This is a genomic window from Paraburkholderia sp. BL10I2N1 (assembly GCF_004361815.1).
Taxonomy (GTDB): domain Bacteria; phylum Pseudomonadota; class Gammaproteobacteria; order Burkholderiales; family Burkholderiaceae; genus Paraburkholderia.
The window spans coordinates 86,709-106,435 of record NZ_SNWA01000003.1 but is presented as its reverse complement, the minus strand read 5'-3'; the positions used below and the strand labels follow the sequence as shown (position 1 = coordinate 106,435).

Annotated in this window: 12 protein-coding genes and 10 pseudogenes; 16 read left to right on the top strand and 6 right to left on the bottom strand. The window is 57.8% G+C overall.

Annotation, left to right across the window (positions count from 1 at the left end; genetic code table 11):
- Positions 1 to 11: 11 nt before the first annotated feature.
- The 5 genes and pseudogenes from B0G77_RS38285 to B0G77_RS38265 all read left to right on the top strand — a co-directional run bounded on the left by B0G77_RS38285 (position 12) and on the right by B0G77_RS38265 (position 3,647).
- The gene (locus tag B0G77_RS38285; protein ID WP_133667128.1) at positions 12 to 860 is read left to right on the top strand and encodes an electron transfer flavoprotein subunit beta/FixA family protein; all 849 of its coding nucleotides are present in this window, start codon (positions 12 to 14) and stop codon (positions 858 to 860) included.
- A pseudogene (locus tag B0G77_RS38280) lies at positions 857 to 1,985 on the top strand (electron transfer flavoprotein subunit alpha/FixB family protein). The gene B0G77_RS38285 and the pseudogene B0G77_RS38280 overlap by 4 nt, the downstream one beginning before the upstream one ends.
- Positions 1,982 to 2,787 (top strand): annotated as a pseudogene (locus tag B0G77_RS38275) (FAD-dependent oxidoreductase). The pseudogenes B0G77_RS38280 and B0G77_RS38275 overlap by 4 nt, the downstream one beginning before the upstream one ends.
- Positions 2,784 to 3,084: pseudogene (locus B0G77_RS45000) on the top strand (ferredoxin family protein). The pseudogenes B0G77_RS38275 and B0G77_RS45000 overlap by 4 nt, the downstream one beginning before the upstream one ends.
- A 77-nt stretch (positions 3,085 to 3,161) precedes the next feature.
- Complete coding sequence (locus B0G77_RS38265; RefSeq protein ID WP_133667127.1) at positions 3,162 to 3,647, top strand: hypothetical protein; 486 nt, start codon at positions 3,162 to 3,164, stop codon at positions 3,645 to 3,647.
- Positions 3,648 to 3,806: 159 nt separating this feature from the next.
- On the opposite strand, the pseudogene B0G77_RS38260 reads toward B0G77_RS38265, so the two are convergent.
- Positions 3,807 to 3,983 (bottom strand): annotated as a pseudogene (locus tag B0G77_RS38260) (nitrogen fixation protein NifQ); the annotation flags it as partial.
- Between the two features lie 12 nt (positions 3,984 to 3,995).
- On the opposite strand from B0G77_RS38260, the pseudogene B0G77_RS44995 reads away from it, so the two are divergent.
- Positions 3,996 to 4,166: pseudogene (locus B0G77_RS44995) on the top strand (IS3 family transposase); the annotation flags it as partial.
- Between the two features lie 58 nt (positions 4,167 to 4,224).
- Here B0G77_RS44995 and B0G77_RS38255 read toward each other — a convergent pair.
- Positions 4,225 to 5,172, bottom strand: a complete 948-nt coding sequence (locus tag B0G77_RS38255; RefSeq protein ID WP_133667126.1) for a LysR family transcriptional regulator — start codon at positions 5,170 to 5,172, stop codon at positions 4,225 to 4,227.
- A 514-nt stretch (positions 5,173 to 5,686) separates the two neighbouring features.
- On the opposite strand from B0G77_RS38255, the gene B0G77_RS38245 reads away from it, so the two are divergent.
- The 3 genes from B0G77_RS38245 to nodU all read left to right on the top strand — a co-directional run bounded on the left by B0G77_RS38245 (position 5,687) and on the right by nodU (position 10,262).
- Complete coding sequence (locus B0G77_RS38245; protein ID WP_133667125.1) at positions 5,687 to 7,699, top strand: carbamoyltransferase; 2,013 nt, start codon at positions 5,687 to 5,689, stop codon at positions 7,697 to 7,699.
- Positions 7,700 to 7,891: 192 nt separating this feature from the next.
- Complete coding sequence (nodS, locus tag B0G77_RS38240) at positions 7,892 to 8,527, top strand: nodulation methyltransferase NodS (protein WP_133667124.1); 636 nt, start codon at positions 7,892 to 7,894, stop codon at positions 8,525 to 8,527.
- 13 nt (positions 8,528 to 8,540) lie between these two features.
- A complete protein-coding gene (gene nodU / locus B0G77_RS38235) occupies positions 8,541 to 10,262 on the top strand; it encodes a nodulation protein NodU (RefSeq protein ID WP_133667123.1) in 1,722 nt (573 codons plus the stop codon).
- Positions 10,263 to 10,466: 204 nt separating this feature from the next.
- Here the strand turns inward: nodU and B0G77_RS38230 are convergent.
- Positions 10,467 to 10,760 (bottom strand): annotated as a pseudogene (locus B0G77_RS38230) (transposase); the annotation flags it as partial.
- A 50-nt stretch (positions 10,761 to 10,810) separates the two neighbouring features.
- On the opposite strand from B0G77_RS38230, the gene B0G77_RS38225 reads away from it, so the two are divergent.
- From B0G77_RS38225 to B0G77_RS38205, 5 genes and pseudogenes are all read left to right on the top strand, one after another.
- On the top strand, positions 10,811 to 11,227 hold the full coding sequence (locus B0G77_RS38225; RefSeq protein ID WP_133667122.1) for a hypothetical protein: 417 nt from the start codon (positions 10,811 to 10,813) through the stop codon (positions 11,225 to 11,227).
- Positions 11,221 to 11,568: an IS66 family insertion sequence element accessory protein TnpB gene (gene tnpB / locus B0G77_RS38220; protein WP_133667121.1), complete on the top strand. Its 348-nt coding sequence runs from the start codon at positions 11,221 to 11,223 to the stop codon at positions 11,566 to 11,568. The genes B0G77_RS38225 and tnpB overlap by 7 nt, the downstream gene beginning before the upstream one ends.
- A gap of 74 nt (positions 11,569 to 11,642) precedes the next feature.
- Positions 11,643 to 13,157 carry an IS66 family transposase gene (locus tag B0G77_RS38215; protein ID WP_166656367.1) on the top strand — a complete coding sequence of 505 codons (1,515 nt, stop codon included), beginning with the start codon at positions 11,643 to 11,645 and terminating at the stop codon, positions 13,155 to 13,157.
- A 14-nt stretch (positions 13,158 to 13,171) separates the two neighbouring features.
- On the top strand, positions 13,172 to 13,663 hold the full coding sequence (locus B0G77_RS38210; RefSeq protein WP_133667119.1) for a hypothetical protein: 492 nt from the start codon (positions 13,172 to 13,174) through the stop codon (positions 13,661 to 13,663).
- A gap of 30 nt (positions 13,664 to 13,693) precedes the next feature.
- A pseudogene (locus B0G77_RS38205) lies at positions 13,694 to 14,159 on the top strand (calcium-binding protein).
- 64 nt (positions 14,160 to 14,223) lie between these two features.
- Here the strand turns inward: B0G77_RS38205 and B0G77_RS38200 are convergent.
- Positions 14,224 to 14,521: pseudogene (locus B0G77_RS38200) on the bottom strand (IS701 family transposase); the annotation flags it as partial.
- A gap of 387 nt (positions 14,522 to 14,908) precedes the next feature.
- Here B0G77_RS38200 and B0G77_RS38195 point away from each other — a divergent pair.
- The gene (locus B0G77_RS38195; protein WP_133667118.1) at positions 14,909 to 16,207 is read left to right on the top strand and encodes a cytochrome P450; all 1,299 of its coding nucleotides are present in this window, start codon (positions 14,909 to 14,911) and stop codon (positions 16,205 to 16,207) included.
- A gap of 167 nt (positions 16,208 to 16,374) precedes the next feature.
- Here the strand turns inward: B0G77_RS38195 and B0G77_RS44990 are convergent.
- Positions 16,375 to 16,857: pseudogene (locus B0G77_RS44990) on the bottom strand (transposase); the annotation flags it as partial.
- A 271-nt stretch (positions 16,858 to 17,128) separates the two neighbouring features.
- Here B0G77_RS44990 and B0G77_RS38185 point away from each other — a divergent pair.
- Positions 17,129 to 18,226, top strand: a complete 1,098-nt coding sequence (locus tag B0G77_RS38185) for a porin (protein WP_133667116.1) — start codon at positions 17,129 to 17,131, stop codon at positions 18,224 to 18,226.
- A 291-nt stretch (positions 18,227 to 18,517) separates the two neighbouring features.
- On the opposite strand, the pseudogene B0G77_RS38180 reads toward B0G77_RS38185, so the two are convergent.
- Positions 18,518 to 19,671, bottom strand: a pseudogene (locus tag B0G77_RS38180) (IS3 family transposase).
- Between the last annotated feature and the right edge of the window lie 56 nt (positions 19,672 to 19,727).

Genomic DNA, 19,727 nt, shown 5'->3' with positions numbered 1-19,727 from the left:
GGAGTACCTCAATGCATATTGTCGTCTGCATCAAGCAGGTCCCGGATTCCGCGCAGATCCGGGTTCACCCGGTCACGAACACCATCATGCGTCAAGGTGTTCCGGCGATCGTGAACCCGTACGACCTGTTCTCGCTGGAGGAAGCGTTGCGGCTAAAGGACCGCTTCGGCGGAACGGTCACGATACTCTCCATGGGACCGCCGCAGGCCGAGGACGCGCTGCACAAATGCATCAGCTACGGCGCGGACGACGCCGTACTCGTCACCGATCGCGCTTTCGCTGGCGCAGACACGCTCGCGACATCGTATGCACTCGCCTCTGCAATCCGGCAGATTGCAAATGCACAGGCAGTGGACATCATCTTCACCGGCAAGCAGACCATCGATGGCCACACTGCCCAGGTCGGCCCCGGCATCGCGAGGCGATTGGGCGTCCAGTTGCTCACGTATGTATCCCGGATCGTCGAGACTGACCTCGACGCGCGCACGATCGTAGTCGAGCGCCGCGCCGAAGGCGGTGTGCAAGTATTCAAAACCGCACTGCCCTGTCTCGTGACGATGCTCGAGAATACGAACGAGCTGCGCTTCGCGACACTGCCCGCGATGATCCATGCGGCAGGATTCCCGGTGCGCAAATGGAATCGCGAGCGGGCCGGCATTGAGGACGTGAGCAAGATCGGGCTGAAAGGTTCACCTACCGTGGTCAGCAAAGTGTTCGCGCCGACGCCGCGCGACGAAAAGGCCGAGATGCTCGAATTGGACGCGTCCAGCCTGCGCGACGTGTCGCTGAAACTCGTGCACAAGTTATTCGCTCGCCATCCGACATCGGAGGCGGACCTGTTGATGGAGAGGGCCTTATGAACTCGCCCGTTGCCTCGGAAAAGGAGCCGGCCGCGCCGGTCAAACGGGCCGCGGGCCGTAACCTCGATCTGCCCGAACATCTGAAAGCCTACCAGGGCGTCTGGGTCTTTCTCGAGCACGACCGCGGCCACGTGCATAGCGTGTCGTGGGAGTTGCTCGGTGAGGCGCGCAAGCTCGCCGACAAACTCGGCAATCGTGTCGCTGTGGCCGTGCTCGGCGGCACCGACGAGCCGCTTGAGCAGTTTGCCAGTGAGGCGTTCAGTTTCGGCGCGGACAAAGCGTATGTGATTCACGACCCTGTGTTGCTCGGCTATCGCAACGGACCGTTCACGAAGGGGCTGACCGACCTGGTCAACAAGTACCGCCCCGAGATTCTGCTGCACGGTGCAACCTCGATGGGCCGGGATCTCGCCGGATCTGTCGCAACGACGCTCTTGACCGGCCTCACCGCCGACTGCACTGAGTTGAACATTGACCCGGCCTCGCGCGCACTGGCGGCCATGCGGCCGACTTTCGGCGGCTCGCTGCTCTGTACGATCATGGCGCTCGCATACCGCCCGCAGATGGCGACGGTGCGCCCACGGGTCATGGCGATGCCGCAGGCGCAGAAAGGCCGCCGTGGAGAGATCGCGCAGGAGGCGCTTGGGATCATCGAGGCCGACATTGTGACCAAATTGCTCGACTTCATCGCCGATGCGAAAAGCAATCAGATCAACCTCCCCTACGCGGACATGATCGTTAGCAGCGGCAAAGGACTGAAGAATCCGGAGAACTTTCAAGCTCGTATTCGATCTGGCGCGGGTACTCGGTGGCGAAGTTGGCGCAACCCGCCCGTGCGTGCAGGCGGGGTGGGTCGAGGCCGACCGGCAGGTCGGGCTGACTGGAAAAACCGTGCGGCCGAAACTCTACATCGCAGCCGGCATCTCCGGCGCGATCCAGCATCGCGTCGGTATGGAAAGCTCGGACGTAATCGTCGCAATCAACACCGACCAGAACGCACCGATTTTCGACTACGCGCACTACAGCATTGTCGGGGACGCACTGCAACTGCTGCCGGCGTTGACGCATGCCTGTAGGGACCACCTGGCGCTGCGGCAAATCCGGCACATAAGGAGAGTTAGATGAGAGACCCCTCGCAATTCGATGCGATCGTCGTGGGCGCCGGACCGTCCGGCAACGCTGCAGCCTACGTTATGGCCAGTTGCGGACTGAAGGTGCTTCAGATCGAGCGCGGCGAATATCCCGGCGGCAAGAACGTTCAAGGCGCAATCCTCTACGCCGACGCGCTGGAACAGATCATTCCGGACTTTCGTGACCACGCGCCACTCGAACGCCACAACATCGAGCAGCGCATGTGGATGCTCGACGATACTTCGTTCGTGGGCACACACGCACGCAGCGACGACTACAACAAGCCGCCGTATAACCGCTATACGATCATCCGCGCGCAGTTCGACAAGTGGTTCTCATCGAAAGTGCGCGAGGCCGGTGCATTGCTGATCTGCGAGACCACCGTGAATCACCTGATTATGGACGGGGACCAGGTCATCGGCGTGCAATGCGACCGCGAACACGGTGAAGTCTTTGCGGAGGACGCCTCGCCGCCGAGACGGCGATAGCCGCAAAAGCAGTCGGCTGCTGCGGCTAGCGCGCTAACCTGCTGTCGGTGTACAAGGCCACGCTCGACAAGAGCTTCGTGATGAAGGATTTGCACAAGTACCGCGACATGCCAGAAATTTCGCACCGCAATCTACAGTTCTTTACAACATACCCTGATCTCGTCGCTCAAGCGGCCCGCACCGTGATTACGGTAGAAGGCGTCGACAAGAAGACCAAAAAGCACGAGGTCATGGCCAGTTTCCGCAAAAATCGCTCGCTGACCGGGCTGGTCGGCGACGCATACAAATTCTGGAGAGCCTTCCGATGAAAACGGTCACTGTCAATATCGAGGAAAAGCGGTTTCAGAACCGCTACCGCGTGGACGTCAGGCGGCCGCACGTCCACATCAAAAACGTTGAAGTCTGCACCAACGACTGTGCCGAAAAAAGCTGCACGTTCGTGTCCCCGGCCTCCTGTTATCGGGAAGGAGAGCAACGGCTCGGTCACGCTGATTACCGACGGCTGCCTGGAATGCGGTAGTTGCCGCATTCTGTGCACGGACCATCACAACCTCGAATGGGAGTATCCGCGCGGCGGGCATGGCATCCAGTTCAAGTTCGGGTAGACAAACACATCCATCGTCACATCGGCCTCCGAGCGCCGCAAAAGCGGCCGGACGCCTCACCATATCGGAGCAAATTGATGAATCTCATTACTGGTATCGAATCGACCGATCTCTTCGGCGGCAACGTTCCCTCCCCCGTGCGACAGCTGATCGAGACAACCCGCGGCGGCAGCAATGACGATGTGGCCGCCGCGTTGTGGACTGCGGTCCTGTCGTACCCGCGCTGCCTGCCACCCTACTATCTGCTGTATAAGTTCCATGCGAACCGGGGTGAACTTGGCGAGGCGCAGGAGGTCGCGACCAAGGCTTTGGCGGTCGCCGCCCGGCAAGCGTCGCTCGACAGCGACTGGTGTGCGGTACAGCCGGGCGACATCGACTTCACCATTCCTGGTCCGGGCCGCTTCTGGCTCTTCACACTGAAGGCGCTCGCGTTCATCAGCGTGCGGCGCGGTGAGCGCGCCGTTGCACTGAAGCTGATCGCCAAGCTGCGCTGGCTGGACCCGATCGATTGCATAGGCTTGGACGTCGTGGAAGCCTTGCTCGCACAGTCCGGGTCCCGATAATCGCCGCCCGAAGATCAACTGACAGATTGACAATAGTCCCGGGCATGGCTATGGCAGAACTCCATTGCAGTTCATGGCGATCGTTTCAGTAGTCAAAGCTGACGCTCACCGCACAGTTCGCGCGGGCGCGCACGCTGGGCTACCTAGACAGCCAGATCTTCATTCTGGCCCGAAGCAATCCGCGCAATCGGCACAATCGCCGCAGTTTGAAGCCTTGCAGATAATCAACGCCTCGCGCTCGCACACGTGCTTGTAGGGGAATTTTTTCCACTTCATGCCGTGGACGTTTTTTTCAGCGAGCCGTGTAAACCGGTAGCCCAGCGGTGCCGACAATTCGGCGTACATCCGATAAAGAGACCGCGTCGCAAGCAGGGGTTGCGTTGCAACCGGAAACGCAAATTCAAGGCAACAACCAGATTGACACACGGCTTGCCGGTCGCGCCGAACCTGCTCGATCAGGCGTTTGCCGTCACCGCGCCGAATGAGGCCTGGTGTGGCGATACACGTTATATCGCCACAAAACCCTCGAAACCCCACAAATCCATGCCGCAAAAACCTTGCTGAAAGATCCCATTTCCTAACTTGGCTGGATTGGTCTTCGCGTGGTCTTAGGCGGAGGAATCATGCGTGACGCCTCCTGCAATATTATCTCCCGCATCCAATTGCTTGCCGGATCACTGTTGTGAAGGGCAGACCATTGGACGGCCTCGGTGAATGCGGGAAGCGGCAGCGGAAGTTCGACGATCCGCAGAGGCGTCGTTTTTTCGAAATGCTTGACCAGCCTTAGGGGCATCGTCCCTATACGGTCAGTGTTTAATAGCATAGGCGCGATCATGCTAAAGCTCGGCACGATGACCTCGTCCCGTCTCTTGAGACCGTGCTCAAGCAAATACCATTCCTCGATGGAGGGCCGCCGCGTACGCCCGAACTTGACCACAACGTGCCCCATCGACATGTATCTCTCGAATGTAAGCTGCCCTGATAGCTGCTTGTTCGCGCGGCAGCCTACGCACACGAGCGTCTCCTCGAACAGCTTCGCTTTAGGGTGCGCGCTCGACATGAACAATTCCGGCAAGATAAGAAAATCAGCTTCGCCGCGCCGGAGAACCTCATCGGGGTCATCGGCAAGTGGCAGCAATTCGAAGCTGACGGCGGGAGCTTCCCGTGCAATACGCTCCACGATCTTTCGAAAAAATACGACTGCCATGAAATCGGAAAGAATGATCCTGAAGCGGCGATCCGATTTGGCTGGGTTGAACACGTCCTGGGAAATAACGGAGAGCTGGATGTGCACCAGAGCCTCCCGGACTGGAGCAGCGAGCCCTTCTGCACGCGGTGTTGGGACAAGTTCCCGGCCCCTCATCGTAAATAGTTCATCGCAGAAATAGGCGCGTAGCCGGGCGACGGCCGCGCTCATGGCCGGCTGGCTCAGGTTGATGCTGCGTGCCGCCGCGGTGAGATTACGCTCGGTCATCAGCGCATCGAGCGCGACGAGGAGATTTAGATCGAGGCCCTTGAAACGCATGATCCCAACTTATCCATAGTGTGGATGTGTTCCATCAAGACAAACGATTTTACGAATTGTACGGCATGGAGGATAGTGTTCTTGGTAAATTCGATTGAATTTCGCAAACCTGCTGGCACCTTCGTGGTGCCGGGTAGTGGATGAAGTGTGTCGTAGAACTGAGCGAAGCCGAGGAAATGACGTTGCAGCAGTTGTCGATCAATCACATGCATCGGGAGCCATCCTCGCGAACCCGCCGCATGTTTGGCAACGATTGGGGATTTCCTCGGGGTTCCAGCGCTTCAGCTTTCTGGTCGCGCCATCCTTCGTCGCCAAGAAACGCGACCCTGGACCAAACGGTACAGAATTTTCATGAATTGCGGCGCCATTTTGCAGACGGACCCTACGCGAGATTCTTTGGGGCTGGTGACGTCTGACCGGTGTTCGCAGCGGCGAGCGATACCCTACCTTACCTATGTGGTAGGGGTTCGAGTCTTGCCAATAGGGGCTTCCTACCACGATGAAGGAGAGAAACATGCTGTGCTTAGGAGTGAGCGGCGGGCTAGACAAAGTTCATGAAAACCCACTTGAACTGCCGAACACATTTCTGCACGACGGCGCTGCGGTGCTTGTCCGGGACGGACGCGTAATAGCGGCCGTCGAAGAGGAGCGCCTCAACCGGATCAAGCACTCTAACAAGTTCCCGAGCAGTTCAATTCAATACTGCCTCGCATCCGCAGGGATTCAGCTCAGCGATATCGACCGCATCGCGTTTTACGCTACCGAGGCCTATTGCAACGTCATGCTCGAACGCCTGTTCCTGTCCCAGCCGAACATCTCCATTCCGGTGGATGCCAAGCTGTTTCTGCGTAACTTACTAATGCAGGAATTCGGTACCGAGGTCGATCCTTCGCGAGTCTCATTCGTGAGTCACCATCTGGCGCACGCCGTGAGCGCGTTTGCGATGTCTGGATTCGAGCAAAGTCTGATCCTGGCGGTCGATGGCGGCGGTGATTTCCTCTCGGGGCTGTTGGCGCTCGGATCTGGAACCGAAATTACGCAACTCGCGACTTTCGCAGAGCATAATTCTCTAGGGCTGTTTTATCTCGAAACAATCCGGTATCTCGGTTACGGCTTGTTCGACGAATACAAGGTCATGGGGCTTGCACCTTATGGGGATCCCGCTCCCTATCGCGGGCTCTTCGAGCAATTCTATCAACTGTCCGCCGACGGTGAGTACCGCGTCTACCTGGACCGCATCGGTCCGACGTTGCTCCGCAGCATCCAGGTCCGGCGAAAGGGAATGCCATTCACACAGCAGCATCGAGATGTGAGTGCTTCATTGCAGGAAGCGCTGGAGCGGATCGTGTTTCACATTCTCCGCCATCATCGCGAGGTCACCGGTATGAAGCGGCTGTGTATAGCCGGAGGAGTAGCTCATAACTGCACCATGAACGGTAAGCTGCTGTATTCGGGACTTTTCGAAGACATCTTCGTGCAGCCCGCAGCGCATGACGCCGGTTGCGCATTAGGCGCTGCCCTTATGATGTCAAACGACTTCGGTCGGCCCGCGCCGCGTGAGCGATTGCAGCAGGTTTATTGGGGGCCCGAGCTTGGGAGCGATCTAGTCGTGGAGCAAGAATTGAATGCGTGGGCCGGACACCTCGACGTTGAACGCAGTGATGACGTGGCAGGCAGAGCAGCGGACTGGATGGCCAATGGCGCCGTGATCGGCTGGGTGCAGGGTCGTTCGGAGTTCGGGCCACGCGCGCTTGGCAACCGCAGCATTCTTGCCGATCCCAGGCCGGTGGCAAACAAGGACCGGATCAACGCCATGGTCAAAAAGCGTGAGGGTTACCGACCGTTCGCGCCATCAGTGCTCGAGGACGATGCGCGCGAATTTTTTGACCTCCCAGAGGGCACCCGCGAATTCCCTTTTATGAATTTTGTAGTTCGCGTGCGCGACTCCAAGCGTGCCTTGCTCGGCGCCATCACGCACATTGACGGTACAGCGCGGCTGCAAACAGTATCGCGCAAGACCAATCCCGCCTACTGGGAGGTTATTAATGCGTTCAAGAAGCGGACAGGAATCCCAATTCTGCTCAATACTTCCTTTAATAACAACTCTGAGCCGATCGTAGATTCGGTTGCAGACGCAATTGCCACGTTTCTGACGACAGAGCTGGATGGACTTGTGGTCGGGCCGTTCCTCATCAAAAAGCGGCTCGCAACGCAGGAACATTGGACTGCGCTCGCGGTTTCACTACCGCCCTATGCATCGCTCTATCGAGTCCGCGCTCACACAGCGCGGGATCGTCAGGAGACGGTGTGCGAAATTCGCACCGTCGGCTCCAACTATGACAGTGTGCGTATTTCACATGAGCTGTTCGATCTGCTGATGCGGATCGAAGGCGAAGCCGTGCTCGGACATCTTCTCGATTCATTTACGCCTGAGAAGACTCGACGTGAAGCCCTCGTCAAGGAGCTGCGCGGATTGTGGGAACAGCGTCGGGTTCGGCTACATCCCTCACGGGCGTTGTCACGGTAACGACGCGCCTCCAATGAGTTGCAGAAGGTCTGAAGCTAGGTAACAGCCCTCGCGAGCTATTTTTCCAGAACGTTAAACAATAGCGTTTGGCCGCCGTGCAGTTCTTGTACCAACACGCCGGTTTTCAACGGAGCACCAGTCCCGGCCCAAGGTCCGGACACTTGCAGCGGCGCACCATAAAGGTAGGCGGAATTGACACATCAAACGAACTTCGAATTGCTGCGTCGGGAATTGGACGCAGACGATCCATGGCGGCTCGACAGCAATCCCTTTGAGCACGAGCGCCACAGGCAAATGCTTCGGATGGCACTTTCGCAGGGATCCGTCACAAATGCGCTCGAAGTCGGATGCGCAGGCGGAGCCTTCACGGAAAAATTGGCACCGCACTGCCAACGGCTCACCGTGATCGATATCGTGCCACGCGCAATTGCCAGGACACGCCAACGAATGATGGACCCACCACACATCAATTGGATCGTCTCCGATGTCCAGCATTTTTCGACTGAGCAACAGTTCGATCTGGTCGTGGTGGCGGAGGTTCTCTATTACCTCGACGGCAGCGCCGAGGTGCGCGCCGCTGTCCGCAATTTAGCACGGATGCTTGCGCCCGGTGGACAGCTGGTTTTCGGATCGGCACGTGACGCCAATTGCCGGCGATGGGGCCACATTGCCGGAGCTGAGACGGTCATAACCATCCTGAAAGAAGAGCTGGTTGAGATCGATCGTTTGAGGTGGAGGTGCGTCGGTCAGTCGTTGAATGAAGACTGTCTGCTCGCCTGTTTTCGAAACGCGGCTTCGCCTTCGCGTGGACCAACTTACCAGCGGTAGGCCGGGAGATATTATGCGCATCTGTGGGATCAAACTGACGCACGACGGAGCGATCGCCCTTGTCGAGGATGGAAAACTGGTTTTTTGCGTGGAGCAGGAAAAGCGAGACAACAATCCGCGGTATCAGGCGATCGACGACCTCGACGCGATCGCGATCGCATTGGCCGAGCATGGTTTCGGTGCGCACGATATTGACCATTTTGTCATCGACGGCTGGGACGGAGTAGTCGAGTCGCAGTTCCGGGTCCTCAGTGGGTCGATTCCCGTCAGCCTGAAAGGGGCCCCTTATGCCGAACGCCGAGCCGATGATCTTCTCGCTTCGCTCGACGGCTCCGGACTGCTTGTCGGCGGCCAGTCCTTTCCTTATAAAAGCTATCCTCACGTGTCAGGCCATGTGGCCTCCGCGTACTGCACCAGTCCCTTTGCCCAAAGCGGGCAATCTGCATTCTGTTTGGTGTGGGATGGTGGCATCGTCCCACGCCTCTATCATGTAGAACGCCACCACGCCCGCCATGTTGACTGCCTGTTCCCCGTGATAGGTCACATCTACGCTGCGGCGGGTCATCACTTTGGTCCTTATAAGAAGCCGGGCGGCGCCCGGTGGGATCTGGGTGTGGCCGGCAAGCTGATGGCTTACATCGCGCTGGGCTCCGTTGACGAAGATATCGTTGAGGTATTTCGCGGGCTTTATCAGGCACGCTTTGCTGGCGACACGGAGTGTGCGCAAGCTTATCGCGAGAACATCCACAGCGCGGACGCGTCACTAGCGGCTGTAGGAGAGTTCTTCGAAGCAAGCGCGCTGCGACTAAAAGCCGAGCCGCCCGAAGACGTACTCGCCTCGTTCCATGTATTCCTCGAGCGTCTTCTGGTTTATGAAATGGGTATCGCGCTGCAGCGCCATTCGATTGCGGGCCCGAAAAATTTGTGCATCGCTGGCGGATGCGGACTCAATATCAAATGGAACAGCGCCCTGCGCGCGAGCGGTTTGTTCGACGCAATCTGGGTGCCGCCGTTTCCCAACGATAGCGGGTCTGCGATTGGCGCCGCTTGTTGCGCGCTGGCAGCTGAGAAGGGCTTCGTGCCGCTCGAGTGGTCGGTATATAGCGGACCGGCCTTAAAAGGTTGCCAAATACCGCCCGGATGGACGGCGTCTACTTGCTCCATTGCAGAACTCGCCAGCATACTCGCCAGTAGCAAGCCCGTCATTTTCCTTGCCGGCCGGGCCGAGCTCGGACCACGAGCATTGGGGGGCAGAAGCATTCTGGCCGCCGCGACTTTGCCCACAATGAAGGATCATCTCAACGACATCAAGTTTCGAGAGCACTTCCGTCCCGTGGCGCCAATTTGCCTTGAGGATCGTGCGCCGACCATTTTTAGCCCGGGGAGCCCTGATTCCTATATGTTGTTCGATCATCAGACGCGCGCGGAATGGCGAGAAAAAATCCCTGCCGTCGTGCATCTCGACGGATCTGCCCGATTGCAGACCATTTCAAGAACTTCCGAGCATCCGGTGGCGCAACTTCTGGTCGAATACGAAAAGCTGACGGGTATTCCGTTGCTCTGCAACACGAGCGCCAACTATCACGGACGAGGTTTCTTCCCGGACGCTGCTTCAGCCTGTGCGTGGGGACGGGTCGAACGTGTGTGGTGCGATGGTTTGTTACTGACCAGGACTACTCTGTCGCCGTCAGTCGACGAAACACTTTTCGCTACGTCGCCGTTCGAAGATTGCTGACGTTGCAGCTCAGTGGTCAGGACGACGCGGTCAATTGTCCCGGCAGCTCGCTCTATCGCTACGGTCCGAAGACGATCAGCAGGCCGCCCCTGGCTCGATTTTCGCAAGCACTTATCCCGGGCGGAGGTTGCTCATCGACCCGCGGGACCTCGATGCCATCCTCGGAAACTTGGCATCTTTTCAAAATGCAGTGGGTAACGCGGCTCACGGGGCATGCGGGTTGAAGCTGGAGAAATCCAGCTTGCCGGCGATGAGAAAGAGGATGGTGCGCATCGTCGTGAAGCGCGTGTAACCGCGAGCCTTGCGCTTGGCAGCTTGAAACAAGCCGTTGATGGCCTCGATGAAGCCGTTGGTCTGGCGGGTCTGAGTCCAGGCGACGATGCCATCGAAGTGCCGGCAAATCAGACGTGCCACGTCCTTCATCGGCTCGACTTTCGAGCGCATGACGTTGGTGCACCACTGCCGCAACGTATCCGTCAGCGCATCCCGTCTTGAACGCACGTAAGTGCGGTGCCAAGGTGTTGCCATCGTAACGACGGAGCCATGTGATGGACGACACATCGGGAGAAACGGCTGTACCAACGGGTGCGCGACGCCCCCGGCAAGGCGAGGCATTCTGGCGCGAAATGGTCGTGGCATGGACCGCAAGTGGACTCGGCACGCGACGTTTCTGTCGTGAGCGCGGGCTGGCCCTCAGTACCTTCAGCCTGTGGCGCAAGAAGCTCTCGGGCGAGGCGCGGGCGGAGGTGCGTCCGCTCGAGCTCACGCCAGACGCGGCATTTATCGTTTCCCATCCGGACACCACACCAGCCATTCAGGCGCCGCCACCGGCATTGGACGCTTCGTCGTCTTCACGTGATCGGGTGACGTTGTCGCTCGCCGGTGTGCGCGTCGAGCTGACGGGCGTTCATGCCGAGCGCATCGTGCGCTTCGTGCTCGGACAGCTTGGAGGTGCACGGTGCTGATCGCAGCCGATGTCCGTGCGTATATCTGTCGTGAACCGGTCGATATGCGCAAATCGATTGATGGGCTGTCATATCTGGTCGAACCGCTGCTTGCCCAGAACCCTGTCTCGGGCAATCTGTTCGTGTTCGTCGGCCGGGATCGCTCGAAAGTCAAATGTCTATACTGGGATCGCACCGGCTTCGCACTCTGGTACAAGCGCCTTGAACGGCGCCGCTTTCCGTCACCGTTGGCGCTCGCGCAACGCGGCTTCACGCTTGCCGAACTCAACGCCTGGCTCGAGGGCATTGAGATTCCGGCACGCGAGCCGCATCGCGCCGTCGCGGTGACGCGCGTGAGTTGACTTTGCTCCCGCCTGCGCAGATACAAGGCTCCCCGATCTTGTAAACGTCGCGCGAGTTGGGCATCATGATAGCCATGCCGCCCACCGCCATCACTGTCGCGGAATTGCCGGTCGAGCCCGATGCGCTGCAAGCCTTCGCGCTCGAGCAGAACCGGCTGGCGTGCGTGCTGTGGGAGCAGCTGGAAGCGCTGCAGCACCAGATTGCCCAGGCGAACCGCGCCCGCTTCGGCGTCAGTTCCGAGCGGCTGGCGGGCCAGGCGGAACTGTTCGATGCCGCCACGGAGTTACCCGTTCCGCCCGAGCACGCCGAGGTTCCGGTCGCGGGCCACACCCGCAAAGGGCGTCCGGCACTGCCGAAGGACTTGCCGCGCACGCGTATTGAATACGATCTGAACGGCGAACAGAAAGCCGCATTTAATTCGCTCGAGCGGATCGGCGAGGAGCGCAGCGAGACGCTGCACTACGAGCCATCGAGGCTCACCGTTATCGAGCACATCCGCTTCAAGTACGCAGCGAAGAAGGATGGTGAGTCGACCATCGTGACCGCAAGCGCCCAACCTTCGCCGCTGCCGAAGAGCAACGCAAGCGCGAGCCTGCTGGCTAACATTCTGGTCAACACCTACGTCGATCATCTGCCCTTGAACCGGCAGGAGATGCGCTATGCACGACGTGGCGTACATCTGCCCCGGGCAACGCTGTGTGAATGGAAGCTGGCGGCAGCCGAGCTGCTCGAAGTGCTGCTGCCACCGCTACGGGCTCACCAGTTGCAGGCACCCCGTATGCACGTGGACGACACAACGCTGCCGTTACTCGAGAAGGGTCGCACGGCGACGCGCACCGCACGATTATGGGGATACCTGGGCGCGGGGCAGCGCGAGGAGAACGGTGTCTGGGTTGACCACCCGCCGGCGGTCGTGTTCGAATTCGCTGAGTCGCGCTCCGGTTCGCATCCGCTGCGCTACCTGCAAAAGTACAAAGGCTATCTGCAGGCCGACGCATACAGTGGACATGGCGCACTCTACGAAACCGGCGACCTCGTCGAGGTCGGATGCTGGGCTCATTGCCGCCGACGCTTCTTCGAGATCGCGAAGGCGCAGAGCAAACCGGGACTTGCGGCGCAGGCGCTGCAGTGGATTGCCAACCTGTACGCGATCGAGTCGCGCATCCGGGACCAAACACCTGATCTCAAATATGCTGCGCGCCAAGCCGAGGCGCTGCCGATACTTGCGCGGTTCCGGCAATGGCTGGAAGGCAACGTCATCGGTTTGCCAGTTCAGGCGCCGCTCGCAAAGGCGTTCGGCTATGCGTTACGTCACTGGCAGGCACTCATTCGCTACACCGAAAGCGGTATCCTGCTGCCTGATAACAATGCTCTCGAGCGTCAAGTTCGCCCTATCGCCCTGGGGAGAGCCAATTGGACATTCGCGGGCTCGCCGCGTGGCGCCAAGGCCGCCGCCACGATGTACTCTCTGCTCGGCACGGCTCGCCTGAACGGTTTCGAACCGTATGCGTGGCTCAAGGACACGCTCGAGAAGCTGCCGTCGTATCCTGTCAATCGCGCGCACGAACTATTGCCGCTCTCCCGTTAAACGCCTTCACGTTCATGGACATTCTCGACTCGCTTCGGCAGGCCCCCAGCGCCGAGCTGTATCGCCTTTATCTCGCCATCGGAAAAATGCTCGATGACCCGCGACGCATTCTGGAAGTACGTCAGCGCCTGCGCCTCGGAATGGCCGTCAGTTATATCGGCGACAATCCGCTGGGACCTCTGTCGCAGGGCACCGTCGTCGAGCTTCGACACGCACAGGCGATCGTTCAGGACAGTGTGAGCCGGCGGCGCTGGGCGCTACCGTATGCGGCGATCGTTGCCGATAGCGCGGCCGCCCCGATTCATCCCGAACCGGCACCGCCACCGCGCGCACAACGCGAAGAGTTCTTCGTCGGCGACACCGTTGGTTTCACCGACAAACACCTAAGCGAGCGGGTCGGCACCATCGTCAGGCTGAACTCGAAAACTGCCTCGATTGCCGTGACAGACTCCGAAGGACACTGGCGCGTTTCCTACGGCCTGCTGCGGCGTATCGTCGACCTATAACCCCATCTATGCCGATCACCGTGCAACATCATGGCCAGGACCAAAATCAACGCGGAACGTGAACATCGCATCGAGATGGAGGTGGTCGTCGACGCCTATACCGAGGAAGAGCGGGCGACGTCCTGGCACTGCTATCTGGAAGAACAGCTCTCGTTTCCATTCGAGGCCGGCATTCGCAAAGCAATGGCCTCTTCACCGCTGCGCCCGGGTGAACACGTCTCGGTCACAGGACTCGCTCATGAAGACCTGTGTCGGGTTGGCATCTTCGTCTGGGTTCGGTGGGGCCAACGTGACGTGGTGGCACCCCTGGCCCAGATCGTTCCGGTGAGCTGCGATGAACCGACACAAGTAGCCGTCGCTGACTGGCACTACTGACATGATCAAGGTTACTCGTTCTGACATCCGGAAAGCCGTCACACTGTCGCAGTGGGATCTCGCTCACCTCGTCCTGATCTCTCACAGTGTTGTTGGTCCCGTACTAAATTCCAACTTCTGACGGGTTACGCTGACGGATACGTATGAGGCGTAGTCCAAGCAGGATACGCAACGTGGTAACGAAATCAGGAACGTGGCGTTGTGCGCGCTGGACTGCCCCGTGGGATGTAATCCGGGGGAAGGACAGGCAGCGTACGTTCAAGGAAGCTTTTTTATCGTTTGCATCTGATCCCATCCTGAGTCGCTGAGCCAGCATAAACCCATATGCAATGGTACTCAGTCTGGCGTGGTGGTGAAAGCCACGCCAGTCGCGCCCTCGTAATGACCGAGCGCGAACTCCTGTTTTAGGTCCTAATAGTCGCGCTCGATGCGCCAGCGCATCTTGGTCACGAACACAAACTGCTCAAGCTTCGCCTCCTCTGGGGCCGGCTCAGATTGTTGCGTACTGGCCCGACAAACAGTAGCCCTCAAGGACCACCTGAGCGATCACTTAACCAAGAAGAGTTGACCTAGATTAAGGGTACACAGGGAGACCGCGAATAGTATGAAGGAATACGAAGGGCGGATATCGACGTCCGTCACGCCAGTTCACCCACATTACCGATGCGAACGCTGCAGTGCCTACGCCAACGGGGGACCGATCTGCAGATATCGGATGACAGCAAACTATTGCATCCACCGGTTGAATCCGCCGTTGAGACCAGTCATTGAGTCCGCGGGGAGCCCAATAGCGGAATGGGGCGGGAAGAGGCGCCCTTCTCTTGCCTAGACAGTGCTGCCCGTCCACCAACAAACCACACTATCAATATCATGAGCATGCCAAATTACGACCTACCGAAAGACATAGCAAACCATCTGGTTGATCCGCAGTCCTATACCAACCTCAATCGTCTCCATGAAACCTATAGTTGGGCGCGTGCAAACAACCCTGTTGGGCGCGCAATGGCGGACGGACATGATCCGTTCTGGGTGGTCACGAAACACGCCGACGTCTCCATGATCTCACGAGACAATGTCTTGTTCCGCAACGGCGACTATTCTGTCGTCTGCAGGCCAAGAGCGTCGATCGAGCATGTCATTTCCACCACCGGTAGTCCAAACATCGTCCGATCGCTCGTGCACGTCGACGGCGACGAGCACAAGAGTCTACGTGCGCTGACACAGTCGTGGTTCATGCCGAACAGCATTCTCAAGCTTGACAACCGCATTCGATCGCTGGCAAATATGACGATCGCGAAGCTGTTGCATCACAGCGGGCAAGTGATCGATTTTGCGAATGACTTTGCATTGCATTTCCCACTGAACGTGATCATGGATATTCTCGGCGTTCCGCAGGAAGATTCCCTGCGCATGTTGACGCTGACTCAGGAGATGTTCGGAAGCGAGGATGCCGAATACAAGCGCGAAGTGCAGCGCCAAGGCGATGCGAGCGGTGCGATGGGCAAGGCTCTGCTGTCCATTGTGGCCGACTTCAAGGATTATTTCGACCGCCTGACCGAAGACCGCCGGAAGAACCCCCGTAACGATATCGCAAGCTTGCTGGCCAACGCGGTGGTCAATGGACAGCCTATCGATGAAGCGACCCGTCTTGGCTACTACGTGATCATCGCCGCAGCAGGACATGATACGGTTTCGTCGTCCATATCGGTCGCGATGTGGGCGTTGAGCCGCTTCCCTGAGCTACTGCCGCGACTACAGGCGGATCGTTCGCTGATTCCGCAGTTTATCGACGAAACCCTTCGCTACGCATCGCCGGTGCGTCATTTCATGCGTACAGCGACTGCCGACACCAACGTCCGGGGTCGGACAATCCGCAAGGGCGATTGGCTGATGCTCTGCTATGGCTCGGCAAATCGTGACGAGCAAGTCTTCCCTGAGCCGTTCGCATTCAATATCGACCGCAAACCGAACCGGCATCTCGCTTTCGGCGTCGGCGCCCACGTGTGCCTAGGTCAGCATCTCGCGAACATGGAAATGCGCATCTTGTTTGAGGAACTGGTCCCAAGGTTGCGGCTTATTGAGCCGGCGGGCGAAATCGAATTCGTTGCGTCCAGCTTCGTGAGCGGCCCGAAGCATCTTCCAGTTCGTTGCGTGGTGCATCCGCATTGAGCCACCGGAGCCTATAGTTGGAGTGAACCCTTGAGGCTCGGCCTTCACTGCGGAACTTACCAGGCGCCTATGTACGGGTCCCGGCATGAAGCCGCATATGAGCTCGGGCTTGACGATGAACCGAGCGTCCTCTTACCGCACCTCTGCATGCAGCGCAGGTTGTGGCGGCCGCACAGCATGGTGATTTCGGCGAGCAGTACGTCAGCCCGTCGGAGGCAGCGCAGTGTAAGCGGCATTGAGCGCGCGGATATAGCGATGACAGCGGCATCGCGCGCATCAATCTTGGCATTGCCATCGAGCAGGTCGGCAATGCGGCGCATAGCCAGGCTGGTAAGGATGCGACTAGGACACCAAGGTCAGGAGCGACTGCCGCGGACAATGCTTCGATGGTGAGGGTGATCTACGACGAACAAAAGTTCACCGAACGTCTTCAGTTCGGAGATGAGTGCACAGCTTTGCCTCATCGTCGGGCCAGCGCTTTGCTGTACCAACGCTTTCGGGTTCGGCCGAGGGCTACGGGGTGATGGTGACCTTTGCCTACGTCAACGCTCATGAATGGGTCGACTAAGCGATGTTGTTGGCTTTTCATGCATCGAGGGCTTCGCACGTTGCACGGCTCGGTCTGCAACATCGGCGGCAAGTCTCCGCATTCACGTACTGGATGGCCTAACGACGTTCCGGCTGAACTCCTATTAGCGATCACCTGCCCCACCAAGCCCGGTGCCCCCCGGCTCACGACTGCAACTTGGAGAATCATGCCGGGCCTAGAGTCCCAATTCTCAATTATCGAGGCGTGAGGATAGTAACGGAGTGCGCATGGCATAGATTTGGCTGTCACTCCATGCAACTCCACTTTCTGTCGGATTTGTTCAATGACCACGATATTGGCTCATCAGAAGCAAAAAGAGATTTGGCTTCCAAATGATAAAATTGGTATACGCAGTGGTGGTGGGAGTATTTTTTGGATTAGCGTTCGATTCAAGCCGAGCGCAGGGTGGCGTTACGCTATATGGAGCATTAGATGTTCTCATTGATATCTCAAATCAGGGCAGAGGAACCTTAACTAAAATGTCGAATGGCGGCACGTTCGGATCGCGACTTGGCCTTATGGGTAGCCAAGTCTTCGGCGACGGTTACAAAGCTATTTTCAGACTTGAGAGTGGTTTCTCGCCTAATGCCGGCACCATACAGCAGGGCGGTGCACTTTTCGGCCGGCAAGCGTATATTGGCTTCGAAGGTCCTGAAGGAACTTTAACTTTTGGTCGTCAATACTCGCCAGAGTTTCTTGCTATGAGTGACAACGACGTTTTTTTGGGAGGCTTAGGAGGGAGCATCTGGGGCGTTGATCGTACTTTGCCTAATGGTACCGTCCAAGCTACGCTCCTTACCGAGGTCATTACGTGCCGCGTTAATAATTCCGTTCTTTACTCATCTCCGAAAATTTATGGATTCTCGGTTGGGTTGATGTACGGTTTCGGCGGTGTTACGAAATCCACAAGTGGCGGAACAACTTTTAGCGGGGCAATCAATTACACCAATGGCCCCGCAACGTTTCATGCCGGATATGTCTATCAGAGAGACGCATTGGATCAGGTATATTACAAAGCATGGGGTGTCGGCGGTAACTATGGGATTGGGCCGGTAAGAGTGTATCTCGGCTACACTAAAGATGACTACTCAATCATAACTGGCGCAGCATCGTTGAATAATTCGTTGCGGTATGCAATTGCCAATCTTGGGGCGAGCTACCAAATCACGCGTTCGACCGTATTAATGGCACAAGTTATCAAATTGATTGACACCTCGAATGGAATTACTCGGTCAAAAAACTCGTACATTGTAGGACTGGGTGTTTTTTATTCTCTTTTGAAAAACACCAGTATATATATCGGGTATGCACAAACAAAAAATAAAAATGGGTCCGCTTACACGTTGGGGCAAGCCCTATATTACGGGGAACCGGCATACCCCAACTCCACGGCACGCGTGTTTAGATTCGGAATGCGAACGACATTCTAGATTAAAGTTTAAAAAATCGGCGGCTAATTAGTCGAGCCTGAACAATCCGGCGAGCCTTATATGGCATGGCTTTGGGGCCGAAATGGTATTGTTGGAATTGCGGGAACCTTGGCATATTGACGCGTAAATCCTGCATTTTTCGACGAGGTGCAGATGGGTCCGAAGACGCCTGTGCCGGAACAAGATTTCTCCGGCAGCCGCTGCGAGAGCAGATCAGCCTGAAGACCCGTTGGTGCGACTGGCCGACCTGATCAACTGTGAGGTCTGTCGGAATTCGTGGACGCCAACGGGTTAAGCAGCGGTTTTACTCAAATGGAATCGCTGCGTGAAAGCGGCCGGCGACAGATAGTCCAGACGCGCCTGTGTGCGCTGCCGGTTGTAAAAGATTTCGACGTATTCCGTGATCTCGTTGCGGGCCTGGTCGCGGGTCGCGAACTTGCGATGATAGATGAGCTCATTTTTCAGTGAGCCACAGAATGATTCAATTGGTGCGTTATCGAAACAATTTCCGCGTCTGCTCATTGATGCCTGCATGCCGGACTGTTTGAGGAGCTTCTGATAGACATGGGCGCAGTACTGACTGCCGCAGTCCGTATACTGTATTAGACCGGCCGGTGATCAGTCCGACGCGACGGCACGAAACAGGGCCCGCATTACCAGCTGTTTTGTCATGCGCTCGCTCGTCGCATAGCCGACTACTTCTCCGCTAAACAGGTCCTTGGGGCCGGCCAGATACAGCCATCCCTCATCGGTCGCGACGTAAGTGATGTCACCACGCCAGGCCTGATTCGAAGCGCTCGCACGGAAGTCCTGGTCCAGCATATCCGGCGCGACTGGCAGGTCGTGCGTTGAATTGGTCGTCGCCTTGAACTTGCGCTTTTGCTTGCAGCGCTGGCCGAGCTTCGTGCGCAAACGCATGATGCGGTGAACACCAATCTGGACGCCGTGGTGCGCCAAATCGTTCTGTAGCCGTTCCGGGCCAAAGGTTTCTCGCGTCCGCTCGTGAGCTGCACGCACCTGTGCTTCGAGTCGACGCTCTTGCTGAGCGTGTAACGACAGCGGCCGTTTGCGCCAGGCAAACTAGCCACTGATGGACACGCCCAGGAACCGGCACATTGAACGCACTGGATATTGCTGTCGCATCTGTTCAGTTACGCCGTACTTCACCGCGACTCCGCGGCGAAGTACGTTGCGAACTTTTTTAACAGATCGCGCTCCATTTTTACTTCGGCCAATTCCCGCTTGACCCGCCCCGGCTCGGCCTCGGACCTCTGTCAGTGGTCTCTGATGCTGCCCAACATTCTCCAGCTTGCCGTCCTTTGCAGCAGAACCCAGTTTGCTAACGTCTTCATCAAAATTGACAATCGACACGCGGCTTCGGACACGCCGAGGCCATCGGCTATTACCAGCTTTACTGCTTCTTCACGCAATTCCTTCGTGTACACAGCCTTGGGATTCGGTTTGCCTCACCATCGCACGACACGATTGATGACGATCGCCG